A 9,632-nucleotide genomic window follows, 5' to 3' on the forward strand; every position below is an offset into this window, starting at 1 on the left:
CTCGATCCTGCCCAGCGGCTACCCCTTCGGCACACCACAAGAAGCACTCGACTGCGCCTGCGGGCTCTACCTCAACGACACCACAGCCTGGCAACCCCGACGAACTAACGGGCGCGACCACTAGTGTCTCGTGATTCTGTTGTATTTACTTTCCGTTGTTGTCGACCAGTTTCTTCACACTGGCCTGGACGAGCCGGACCTTGGCCAGGATCTCTTCGGCGGAGGGGTCCAGACGAACGGTTGGGGGTTGGTGTTCCAGTGGGCGATGTACTCGCGGATCTGCTTGATCAGCCCCTTGACGCTGGAGAAGGTGCCCCGGCGGATCGACTGGCGGGTGATGATGCCGAACCAGGTCTCGATCTGGTTGGTCCACGAGGCTCCCTTCGGGGTGAAGTGGAACCGCACGTTCGGGTGCGCATCCAGCCACGTCTGAATGTCGGGGGTGGTGTGGGTGGACAGGTTGTCCAGCACCACGTGGATCTCCTTGCCCGCGTGGGGTTTGGTGGCCATGACCCGTCAACACAACGTAAACAAAAGAGAATTACGGGACACTAGGCAGTGTTATAGAGGTTTTAGCGGCGAGTGCTCGTAGCCAGACCAACACGTGGGCCGGCTCGGCAAGGCCTACGCCATCGAAACTGCCCACCTGGTCTCGCACAGCATCCACCTCGTCTCCGTAGCCGACATCGCCAACGTATCGAGACAACCAGAGGAAGCTCACCTCCGCCCGTACCAGGCGCTCGGATAGCGTCAAGGGCAACTTGAACACGTCACTGATGACTGCGACAACCTTCTCGGACACCATCAGAAAGCCGGCCCTGCACCGCCGACCGGGGGACCAAGCCTATTGAGAGACAGGCGCCTTGACCAGCAAGATGGATGAACACCCGCTGGCACTCGGTCACGGTCTACAGCTATGGTCCGTCGCATGAACACGCATCCTGCGCATGGATGCTGCGAACAGGTGTTCGATTCCCCCCTCGGACACCGGAACGGACGAAATTTCGTCCTCTATGTAGGCCACCAGGGTGTCCCGTGGGACGGATCTTGGTGCACCCGACCTAAGCATCCCTGCATGGCTGGCGCGGTTCCGAAGGGTCGCGGCGGTATCGCCTGGTGTTGTGACGGGGTTGCGGACGAACTTTCGTCCGTCGAGCCTTTTTCTTCCTGGCTATTCGCCGGTCGACGTGGGCGGCAGTTGCGATGAGCGATTACCCTGTCGCGCCGCTCATCCCGCCTTCGCCCCAGTCGGTGGCTGTGGAGTCCGTGCCGGTGGCGCCGTTGCCGACGGTGGCGGGCCGGGTGGATCTGCTGTTGGCGGTGGCGGCGGTGAGTCGCTCCGGCCGGGTCCGCGACTGCGAGTTGCTTACCGCGCTGGGCTGGCAGCCTGGTGATCGCACGGCCGTCGAGCTGCTCGATTCGACGATTCGGGTGCGTCACGATCCGCGCGGCCGGTACGCGATCAACGATCGCGGCCAGGTGTTCCTGCCCGTCGGGGCGCGCAAGTTGCTCGGCATCTCAGCGAACACCCAAGTCGCCTTGATCGCCTTCCCGGAACACGACGCGCTTCTGGTGCACCCCTGCCCGGTCGTGACCGCCGTGCTGGCCGGCTTCTTCGAGGCCTTGACCGGAGCACCGTATGGCCGCTGACCACGACACGATCCGCGCAGCCAGTCACGTGCTGGACGCGCTCGGCGTGACCCTAGACGATCTGCACCGCAACGGCGGCGCGGCACAAGTGCCGACCATTGCCGAATATCTGCCTCGGGTGATGACCGTCGTGAGCGCCACGACCCGAGCCAGCTACACCAGCTACTGGAACCGCATCCGCGCCGAGTTCGGCGAACGGCCCCTGGACCAGGTCGACGCGTCCGAGATCGCCACCTTGCTGCAGACCACGAAGGCTGCTGCGCTCCGCCGCAGGAACAGCCGCGGCGGCCGGGCCGCCGCCGACCACCTTCTGCTGGCATTCCGCCTGATCTACACGTGGGCCGCCAAAGACGGGCTCATCAACCGCGATAGCGACCCGTCTCGACGCGTGGCCCGGCCACGGCGGCTGCCCTCCACTCGCCGGGCCCTCACCACGGCCCAGCTGGCCGAGCTCACCGACGCAGCAATTCTCAGCAGCCGCGACCCGATCCTCGATAGCCTTCTGCTGCGCCTGCACACCGAGACCGCCTGCCGTCGCGGCGGTGCCCTTGCACTTCGACTGCGCGACCTCGACCCCGACCTCTGTCTGGTGCTACTGCGGGAGAAAGGCGGCACCCACCGGTGGCAGCCCATCTCCCCCACCCTCGCCGCCGCACTCTGCCGCCTGGCCGTCAGCAGGGGCGCAGCCCGCCCCGACGACGCCCTGCTGCGCACCCGCGCCGGCCGGCCACTCACCCCCAGCCACTACGACACCTTCTGGACACGCGTCCACACCGCCCTGCCCTGGACCGCCATCCAGGGCGTCAGCACACACTGGCTCCGCCACACCACCCTCACCTGGGCCGAACGGCACTACGGCTACGGCATCGCCCGCGCCTTCGCCGGCCACACCGACCGCACAGGCGGCTCCACCACCACCTACATCCGCGCCGCCGTCGAAGAAACCGCCACCGCACTCGCCGCCCTCACCGGCGAACCCCACCCACTCACCCGCCGCGAGTAGAGCGACTAAGAGATAACCCGTGAGTTCCGGGGTTCCTCGTCGGGAACGCGAGGGTCCGATCCGCCCAGGGCCAGGGCGGTCCCACTCCTTTTGGGCGATACCGCGGAAAGCATCCGCCTTGCCGACTGACGCTCAGCTGCACTCCGGGGTTGAGTCGCAGCGGTACAGCTGTTGGCGCTAAGCCAAGATCCCCGGGTCAAAGCGAGCGCGTCGTTAGGCCAGTATCCGCGTACCTGGGGTGGCAACCGAATACGCCGGAAAGGGGCGCGGTCGGTCGTAGCCCTGGTCAGGGCCGGTGGTCGATCTTGGTGGCGAACATCCGGGCATCGCCGCCGATCCCGCATCCGTAGCAATGGAAAGTGTTGTGGCGGGGCCGGATTCTGAACGCTGTCGATCGGCAGAACGGGCAATCCCCGCGCAGCTGCTGCTCGCCTAGCGGGCTCAGCTGGACGTACTGGCCGACGAGTTCGGCGATCCCGTCAGCATCTGGAGGTCCCGGCTCGGGCGCCGAGACGGCGGTCGTGGTCATGGCCGGGAGGGTAGCGGCGGGCACCGACAAGAAGCGCGCGTCACGCTGGTCAGGTCAGCGCCAGTTCTTGTTCCAGGAGGGGAATTTCTCGGCGAACAGCTCGAAGCTCAGGCTGATTCAACGGCCAGCACCGCCGCGATGTTCCCGACGCTCGGGAGTTCACGCCTGGTGCGCGGTGTGCCGGGCGAACACCTGCTCGAGCCCAGCTGGGCCGAGGCGGTGCACGAAGGACCAGCCGGCCACCGCCGAACGTCAACGCGCTAATGGAGGAGGTCCTCGCCGAGGCCCGCGGTGACCGGGCGGCCGCGCGGCCGCTGCTGACCATGCTCACCTTCGGCTGCCGCAGCCTTCCCCGGTTCGAGGACGAACACGCCTGTCTGCTCGGCCGCACCACCACCCAGCAGCACCCCGCGTCGGTGAACTGGACCGACCACGGCGACATCACGCGCGCACTGCGGGCGATGGCGCGGCTCATGGACGAATTCGACGACCAGGCGGTCGAACCGGTGCGCAAGGCACTGCGCCGTGACAGCTGCCGCATCGACGAGCCGACCGAGGGGTGGCCTGGAGGCACTCCACTCGCGAGGTTCGCGACCAGGTTCTACAAGGCGACGAGTTCAGCGATCTTCCTAGCGATGTCTTCCAGCGAGTCCTCGTCGGTGCTGAGACCGTTGCGAGAGCCGAGGAGCGGGCTGATCGCCCGAATTTCGTCGTAGGTCACCCCGTGCGCGACGGGGATCAGCAGGTCGCGAGCCAGCAGCTCAGAGAGCTCCTTCTCCGACACACCACCGCGCTCGATGCGCTTGAGGAAGGCAGGCGTGATGAGGACGAGACCGATGCGTGTCTTTGCCAGGCCCTTATCGATCTCCCGCATGAACGGCAGACCGAGGATGATGTCCCGCTCGCTGAACCAGACCGACACGTCCCGCGCTTCGAGGAGGTCGTGCAGTTCCGTCGCGGTCTCTCTCCGGTCGTCCCAGGCATGGCAGAGGAACAGGTCATAGGACTCGGCGCGAGGTCCCACCGCTTCAACCTTCTGACGGTAGCGATCCAGCGCCGCGACTTCGTCAGAGCTGTAGGTGACGGGAGAACTGGCCGGCGACCAACGCGGACGAGTCGATCGGCCAGCGCCACCTCCACCGCTGGACCCGCCTCCACCGCTCGAAGCACGAGGGGTCGGCGAGGAATACGAGGACGGGGAGTAGGAGGACGGGGAGTAGGAGGACGGGGAGTAGGACGACCGGTATCGGCCACCATGAACAGGGCAGTCTGCGCCGCCACCACGGATGTGGCCGCGTACGGGCGCTGTGCATCGCATGGTGCAAGTCTAAAAGCGACCCCCGACAGTCCTGGTTCAGTCCTGCCGGGACCCGCGCCGCTCGGTCATCGTGCAGAGGACCACGGACATCAGTGCAACCGACTACCGACGTTGACAGGAGGCACCCGCGAAGCCGCACTCGGTCGCAGAACTGGTTCTCACTCAAATAGCCGGCCAGGGAGGTTCTGAGAAAGGTTTGTGAGAGGATTCGTGGATGGAAGCCATCGAACCGGGCGTGCTGTCCGACGCCGATGAGGTCGAGCGGCACCCGTGCCCGCGCTGCCTGGCCGAACCGGGCTCGCCGTGCCGGTCCCGCTCCGGCGCCGTCGCCGGGACGTATCACACCGGCCGGTTCACCAGGGTGGGTCGGCTGGCGAAGAACTTGCGGGTGCCGACGCCGGCCGATCGCGGTCTGGGGCAGCCGCGGCGGCCGGGCATCTCGCCGCCGGCGCCGATCGCTGCGGACGCTCCGAGCGCGGACATCCGCATCGGCTACGCCCGCTGTTCGCACCTGACTCAGGAGCTCCAGTCGCAGTTTGACGCGCTGGTCGGCCACGGCATCCCCAGAGACAAGATCTTCGCCGAGAGGATCTCCACTCGCATCCGGGTTCGGCCGAAGTTCGAGGCCGCCCTCGAGGCGGCCCGGCAGATCAAGGCACACGCCCCGCACTGCCAGGTCATTCTTACCGTCTGCGAGATGAAACGGCTCGGCCGCGACTCCGCCGAGCTGACCGCGCTGGCCGACCACCTGACCGCGCACGGGATCGTGCTGGAGATGCTCGCCGGGCAGCTGGCCGGGATCTACGACCCTTGGGGCACCGGCCGGCTCCTGTTCGCGTTCTTCGCCGCGATGGCCGAAACCGACCGTGAAACCATCCGCGAATCCACCCTTGAAGGGTTGAATGCCGCTTCCCGCAAGGGCAACCACGGCGGACGGCCCCCGGTCATCACCGACGACATGCTGCACGCCGTGCTGCGCCGCCGCGCGAAGGGCGAATCCGTCGAGGACATCCGACCAGACCTGATCATCCCCACCGGCAAACGCAAAGGCCGCAACCCCAGCCTCGCCAGCATCTACCGCGCCCTGGCCGAACACGCCAAGCGGGAAGCGCACCCTGACGCCGTCGCGCAGGCCCACGCCGACTTCGCAACCCTGGCCAACGATCCGCTGCCGGACGCGGCCGGGTACGACGAGTCGTCGTCCTCGGCGAAGGCGGTCACCCGATGACTCCCTCCCGGACCCGGACCGCGGCCGGCAGGTTCATCCAGGGTGTCCGGCTTGATCCGGCCGCGGACACCGGCCGCTACCCGTTCACGTTGCCGGCGGTGGCGCACCTGGCCCGCTCAGGGGGGCTACGACTCGGGGCCGGGGTGACGTTTCTGGTCGGGGAGAACGGCACCGGCAAGTCCACCCTGGTCGAAGCGATCGCGGTGGCGGCCGGGTTCAACCCGGAGGGCGGCAGCCAGAACTTCCGGTTCGCCACCCGCGCCACCGAATCCAGCCTCGGCGACGCCCTGATCCTGACCTGGGGCACCGCGAAACCGCGCACCGGGTTCTTCCTACGCGCCGAGTCCTACTACAACGTCGCCACCGAGATCGAACGCCTCAACCGCGAACCCGGACCACCCCTACTCCCCTCCTACGGCGGGATCTCGCCACACGAACGCTCCCACGGCGAGTCCTTTATGGACCTCGTGACGCACCGATTTGGCCCGCAGGGCTTGTATCTGCTCGACGAGCCGGAAGCGGCACTGTCGGTCCGCGGCTGCATGGCCGTCCTCGCCCGGCTCGCCGAACTCGCCGAGCAGGGCTGCCAGATCGTGGTGGCCACGCACTCGCCGATCCTGCTCGCCCTGCCCGGCGCCACGATCTACGAAATTGCCGAGAACGGCGAAATCTCGCCCGTCCCCTACGACGACGCGTTGCCGGTGCGGCTGACCCGCGACTTCCTCACCACACCACAGCGATATCTGCGGCACCTGCTCACCGACGAGTGAGCACCTCGATGACCCGCTCGGCGTTGCGGTGCAAGGGAATCGCGAGTTCGGGGTAGTCACCGGAGTTGATGCGCAGCAGCATCCGGCCGGTCACGAACAGCTGGGACAGCAGCCCATCCCGCGCCTGAAGCTGCGCGGAGAACGCCGTGACCACCCGGTCGGCCATCTCCGGCACCAGCAGCGAATGCAGGTACAGGGTGGCGGCGTCGAACCCAGCCGGCGCCATGCCCCAGCCTTCCCAGTCCACCAGCGCACACCCCGGCGCCATGAGGTTCGCCCAGTGCAGATCGGTGTGCGCCGCCGACCACGAACTCACCGTCGGATCGGTAACCCGGTCGCCGAAGAACACCCGGATCCGGTGCGCGACATCGGCCTGGGACACGTGCACCCGCACGGTGTCGACCTGTGCCAGCGCGTACAGCGAGCCACGCAGCTCGCGCCACCACAAATCCGGCAGCGGCAAGGGTTCGTGCAGCTCCGGGGTGGCTGAACAGTGCCGGCCGGGGACGATGGTCATCACCTCGGCGCGCAGCCGGTAGTCCCCGTCGTGCCATTCCCAACAGCCCAGCAACCGGGGCTTGGCCACCCCGGTGATGGTGGCGGCGTCGGCGTTGCCGGTCCAGAAATCGCCCTCCGCCCACCGATGGTGCTCCGACACCACCCGCAGCCACCGCGGCCCGTCCGGCGTGTCCACCGGGGCGCCGATGGTGCGTTCACGCCACCCGAACACCGGCTCCCCGGCCACCGTGGCGCCGGCCTCGGCCGCGGCCTTGGAAAAGGCCCCGGCCAGCCACGCCTCGTGGCTGCCGTCCGGGGTGAAGTCCAACTGGGAGGACATACCCGAAGGCTACGCGGCCGGGCTGGTCACCGTCCCTTGTACTTGGGCCAGCATGAGTTCGGGCTGCACGTCGTCGGGTTGCAGGTCGAACTGCACCGCGGCGAACAGTTCGGCTGGCAGGACGGGCCACAGTCCGGATAACACGGGTTACCCGGCGTCGGTGCGCACTTCGGCTCACACTTCGCGACCGCGGTGCGGGCGGCGAACGCCCCAGCCAGCTCCGCCTGGACCCGCGCGGCCTCCGGGCCGGACAGGATCTCGGCGAGCTCGGCCTCCAGCACGTTGCCGATCGGCAGCCACCGGGAGAACACGCACGGCCACACCGCCCCGTCGGGCGAGATCGCGGCCACCCCGTCCCCGCAGCGACCGCACAGCTGCTCAAGGCTGGCCTGCTGGTCGCGCACGCCCCGCCCGACCTGCCGCAGCCGGTCATAGCCCACCGAGGGCACACCCAGGTCCACCAGCTCCGTACGGGCCTGGTCGGCGTGCTGCCCGCCGCCGAGGTCGATCACCCCGGCCCGCAGCGGGATACCGCGCCGGACCGCTTCCGCGATATTGGCCCTGGTATCGGCATGGCTGCCGCGCCGCCGCGTGATCGCCTCGTGCTGGACCGGGTCATCGGAGTAGTAACTCGTGGCCAGCGACACGCCCGGCCGGGAAAACACCTCCCACAAGGCCGGCGTCACGTGCGCCAGATGCGAGAACACCTCCACCGCCAACCCCCGGCCCAGAGCGTGGTCAATAAACGTCGGTAACCCCGGGTGCATCGTCGGCTCCCCGCCGATGAACTGCACCATCTCCGCCCCCAGCGCGGCGGCGTCGTCGATCACGCGCCGCCAGTCACCCTCGGTCATCGAACCATCCGACCCCGCCGGCGAGCTGCCCGCGTAGCAGTGAACGCATTGATGAGAACAGCGACCGGTGATTTCCGCCCACAGAAACGACACCCGACTCACAACAGCCTCCCCAACCTCGAGCAACCCGGAACCGCACACCAGTCTGACCGACCACACCGACAAGATCACGCTGCTCACCCGAGCGGATCAACATGAGGCACCCGAGCCGCAAGCGACGCACCCAACCCATCGGACGGTGCCCCAGGTCACAGCGAACATTTCACCAAGCCGGGGCCCGACTCATTGACCAGCAGAATCATCGCTTCGCGCTGGTTTTCGTTCCGATATTCCTCAGACCCAGACACCGACTTCGTCGCGTCGAGCGCCGCCCTCACTGAAACCGAACGTCCACCCCGGACACGGCCCCACGACGCGGTTGCCGAGGCGCCGTCGATGGCGTTCCGTTCGCTATGGCCGTTGAACATCCGGTGGCACCGTTGATCCCGCCAGACACTGTGCCGCCACCTCGAACCCCCAACGTACTGCCGATGTCTCCGCTGCCGTCCGCGGTCGCCAGCGACAGAATGTTGATCGGCGTCGCCGCGATCAGTCACTCCGGTCGGGTCCGGGACCACGCTCTGATCGAGGCGTTGGGCTGGGCACCCCGTGATCGGATCGTGGTGGACCCGCGGAACTCCGTGATCATCCTGCGCCGGCACAACACCGGCGTCTCGGAGATCAACCGACGGGGCCAGGTCTTCCTGCCTGCTGGTGCCCGGAAACTGCTGGGCATCGCCGACAACGCCCGTGTCGTACTTGTCGCTGTCACCGCGTGGGACACGCTGCTCGTCTACCCCGCGACCGTCGTGGCCCAGTTGCTCGCCCACGACGCCAGCCTGCTCCACGCCGGTCCGGTCGTCCGCCGAGCCAGCGGTGCCGAGTGCTCGACGGGTGCCACCTTCCCGATGCATGAGCGGGGTACGGCGGGAGAAGGTGCGTCATGACCGCCGGCCCGGAAGCCGTGCGCATCGCGCAACTGCTACTCGCAGAACTCGGCCTGACCCCAGACGATCTGATCTCGACGCCACCAGCCTCAATCCCCACCATCGCCGGGTATCTGCCCCTGGTCATCGCCGCCGCCGGGCCCGGTGCCCACCGCACCTACGCCTCATACTGGCGGCGCGTCCTTGGCGCGTTCGGCGACCGTCGCCTCGATCACATCACGGCCACCGACATCGAAACCCTCATGCGGGACGTCATCGCCGACCGGGTACTGCGTGCCAACCACCAGGCCGGCCAGTACACCGGCCAACACCTCATCGGCGCCGTCCGCGCCATCTACACCCGCGCCGTCGCCGAACGCGCCAAGGACGCGCCGCCAGTATGAGGCGTAGGTGCGGTGGGCACCGGGCCCGGCGGCGGCGATGACCAGGGGCAGATACCCGGCGATGTGGGGATTG

General features: G+C 67.8%; 13 protein-coding genes. 7 read left to right on the forward strand and 6 right to left on the reverse strand.

Annotation, left to right across the window (positions count from 1 at the left end; genetic code table 11):
• Positions 1–174: 174 nt before the first annotated feature.
• On the reverse strand, positions 175–510 hold the full coding sequence (locus tag HFP15_RS41745; protein WP_210718579.1) for a transposase: 336 nt from the start codon (positions 508–510) through the stop codon (positions 175–177).
• 762 nt (positions 511–1,272) lie between these two features.
• Here HFP15_RS41745 and HFP15_RS41750 point away from each other — a divergent pair.
• Together HFP15_RS41750 and HFP15_RS41755 are read left to right on the forward strand one after the other, a co-directional pair.
• Entirely contained in the window at positions 1,273–1,650 is a 378-nt protein-coding gene (locus tag HFP15_RS41750; protein WP_168524093.1) for a hypothetical protein, read from the forward strand.
• A complete protein-coding gene (locus HFP15_RS41755) occupies positions 1,640–2,653 on the forward strand; it encodes a tyrosine-type recombinase/integrase (protein WP_168524094.1) in 1,014 nt (337 codons plus the stop codon). The genes HFP15_RS41750 and HFP15_RS41755 overlap by 11 nt, the downstream gene beginning before the upstream one ends.
• 286 nt (positions 2,654–2,939) lie before the next feature.
• On the opposite strand, the gene HFP15_RS41760 is transcribed toward HFP15_RS41755, so the two are convergent.
• A complete protein-coding gene (locus HFP15_RS41760; RefSeq protein WP_168524095.1) occupies positions 2,940–3,182 on the reverse strand; it encodes a CHC2 zinc finger domain-containing protein in 243 nt (80 codons plus the stop codon).
• A 263-nt stretch (positions 3,183–3,445) separates the two neighbouring features.
• On the opposite strand from HFP15_RS41760, the gene HFP15_RS41765 reads away from it, so the two are divergent.
• Positions 3,446–3,898, forward strand: coding sequence for a hypothetical protein (locus tag HFP15_RS41765; RefSeq protein ID WP_168524096.1), 453 nt, complete (start codon positions 3,446–3,448; stop codon positions 3,896–3,898).
• Here HFP15_RS41765 and HFP15_RS44095 read toward each other — a convergent pair.
• Positions 3,784–4,206 carry a toll/interleukin-1 receptor domain-containing protein gene (locus HFP15_RS44095; protein ID WP_210718580.1) on the reverse strand — a complete coding sequence of 141 codons (423 nt, stop codon included), beginning with the start codon at positions 4,204–4,206 and terminating at the stop codon, positions 3,784–3,786. The two genes, HFP15_RS41765 and HFP15_RS44095, sit on opposite strands and share 115 nt — an antisense overlap.
• 508 nt (positions 4,207–4,714) lie before the next feature.
• Between HFP15_RS44095 and HFP15_RS41775 the strand changes: the two genes are divergently transcribed.
• Positions 4,715–5,728: a recombinase family protein gene (locus HFP15_RS41775; protein ID WP_168524100.1), complete on the forward strand. Its 1,014-nt coding sequence runs from the start codon at positions 4,715–4,717 to the stop codon at positions 5,726–5,728.
• A complete protein-coding gene (locus tag HFP15_RS41780; protein ID WP_168524102.1) occupies positions 5,725–6,498 on the forward strand; it encodes an AAA family ATPase in 774 nt (257 codons plus the stop codon). The genes HFP15_RS41775 and HFP15_RS41780 overlap by 4 nt, the downstream gene beginning before the upstream one ends.
• Here HFP15_RS41780 and HFP15_RS41785 read toward each other — a convergent pair.
• The 3 genes from HFP15_RS41785 to HFP15_RS41795 form a co-directional block, all read right to left on the reverse strand.
• A complete protein-coding gene (locus HFP15_RS41785) occupies positions 6,485–7,336 on the reverse strand; it encodes an aminoglycoside phosphotransferase (RefSeq protein WP_210718581.1) in 852 nt (283 codons plus the stop codon). The genes HFP15_RS41780 and HFP15_RS41785 overlap by 14 nt on opposite strands.
• 26 nt (positions 7,337–7,362) lie before the next feature.
• Complete coding sequence (locus HFP15_RS41790) at positions 7,363–8,349, reverse strand: radical SAM/SPASM domain-containing protein (RefSeq protein WP_312872011.1); 987 nt, start codon at positions 8,347–8,349, stop codon at positions 7,363–7,365.
• An 89-nt stretch (positions 8,350–8,438) separates the two neighbouring features.
• Complete coding sequence (locus HFP15_RS41795) at positions 8,439–8,657, reverse strand: hypothetical protein (protein ID WP_168524106.1); 219 nt, start codon at positions 8,655–8,657, stop codon at positions 8,439–8,441.
• 63 nt (positions 8,658–8,720) lie between these two features.
• Between HFP15_RS41795 and HFP15_RS41800 the strand changes: the two genes are divergently transcribed.
• Both HFP15_RS41800 and HFP15_RS41805 read left to right on the forward strand, forming a co-directional pair.
• Positions 8,721–9,176 (forward strand): AbrB/MazE/SpoVT family DNA-binding domain-containing protein, encoded by a 456-nt coding sequence (locus HFP15_RS41800; RefSeq protein ID WP_168524108.1) that lies wholly within the window; start codon positions 8,721–8,723, stop codon positions 9,174–9,176.
• Positions 9,173–9,559: an integrase gene (locus HFP15_RS41805; RefSeq protein WP_168524110.1), complete on the forward strand. Its 387-nt coding sequence runs from the start codon at positions 9,173–9,175 to the stop codon at positions 9,557–9,559. Before HFP15_RS41800 ends, HFP15_RS41805 begins: the two co-directional genes overlap by 4 nt.
• The last annotated feature ends 73 nt before the right edge of the window (positions 9,560–9,632 follow it).

Source organism: Amycolatopsis acididurans (assembly GCF_012328925.1).
Classification (GTDB): domain Bacteria; phylum Actinomycetota; class Actinomycetes; order Mycobacteriales; family Pseudonocardiaceae; genus Amycolatopsis_E; species Amycolatopsis_E acididurans.

Coding starts and splice junctions, on each gene's coding strand:
- HFP15_RS41745 (WP_210718579.1), bottom strand. CDS start 510: ATGGCCACCAAACCCCACGCGGGCAAGGAGATCCACGTGGTGCTGGAC.
- HFP15_RS41755 (WP_168524094.1), top strand. CDS start 1,640: ATGGCCGCTGACCACGACACGATCCGCGCAGCCAGTCACGTGCTGGAC.
- HFP15_RS41760 (WP_168524095.1), bottom strand. CDS start 3,182: ATGACCACGACCGCCGTCTCGGCGCCCGAGCCGGGACCTCCAGATGCT.
- HFP15_RS41765 (WP_168524096.1), top strand. CDS start 3,446: ATGGAGGAGGTCCTCGCCGAGGCCCGCGGTGACCGGGCGGCCGCGCGG.
- HFP15_RS41775 (WP_168524100.1), top strand. CDS start 4,715: ATGGAAGCCATCGAACCGGGCGTGCTGTCCGACGCCGATGAGGTCGAG.
- HFP15_RS41780 (WP_168524102.1), top strand. CDS start 5,725: ATGACTCCCTCCCGGACCCGGACCGCGGCCGGCAGGTTCATCCAGGGT.
- HFP15_RS41785 (WP_210718581.1), bottom strand. CDS start 7,336: ATGTCCTCCCAGTTGGACTTCACCCCGGACGGCAGCCACGAGGCGTGG.
- HFP15_RS41795 (WP_168524106.1), bottom strand. CDS start 8,657: ATGTTCAACGGCCATAGCGAACGGAACGCCATCGACGGCGCCTCGGCA.
- HFP15_RS41800 (WP_168524108.1), top strand. CDS start 8,721: ATGTCTCCGCTGCCGTCCGCGGTCGCCAGCGACAGAATGTTGATCGGC.
- HFP15_RS41805 (WP_168524110.1), top strand. CDS start 9,173: ATGACCGCCGGCCCGGAAGCCGTGCGCATCGCGCAACTGCTACTCGCA.